This window comes from Pseudoalteromonas sp. GW168-MNA-CIBAN-0100 (genome assembly GCF_040309225.1).
Taxonomy (GTDB): Bacteria; Pseudomonadota; Gammaproteobacteria; order Enterobacterales; family Alteromonadaceae; genus Pseudoalteromonas; species Pseudoalteromonas arctica.
This window is the reverse complement of the sequence record NZ_JBEOOL010000120.1, coordinates 1-465: the sequence shown is the minus strand read 5'-3', so window position 1 is coordinate 465 and position 465 is coordinate 1. Positions and strand designations below refer to the sequence as shown.

Annotated in this window: 1 protein-coding gene; it reads right to left on the bottom strand. The window is 35.7% G+C overall.

The genetic code is table 11. The features are described 5' to 3' along the window. On the bottom strand, positions 1–275 hold a 275-nt coding region (locus tag AAEY62_RS20315; protein WP_350635999.1), incomplete at its 3' end, for a hypothetical protein. Positions 276–465: the final 190 nt, after the last annotated feature.

Sequence of the window (465 nt, the reverse complement as noted above, 5' to 3'; positions counted from 1 at the left end):
CAGCTAAAAGGTTTGTCTAAAATAGTACTCTGGTAATAAGAGTAGGGTGCTTTAGGGAGTGGTTGCAGTACCCTAAGGCTAATAACATAGGCATGAGAATCAAAGTCTATGTCGGGATTTGTTTGATCAGGAGTGTCACAAGCAATAAAGTGGGGAGTAACTATACTTGAGTCTAGTTGGGTGTTTTTAGGGCTAGCATGCAAAGTCAAACTTACACTCATGAAGAGTGCAAACAATACGGCATTACTTAATATGCGCGATACTATGTTTGACATAAATACGACCTTAATTAACGAGTCTCAAATTAAAATTGTGTAACTTGAGTTAAATCAGTTATAGCTCATTGCATTAAGTTACACAATAAAAAGTTAATATGATCTGAATCAAAGCAGCTTAACTATTTTTTTGATAGCTAATGCTATTTACGTACCACTGTTTTTTGCCTTGAGGGGTGATAACGTCAAA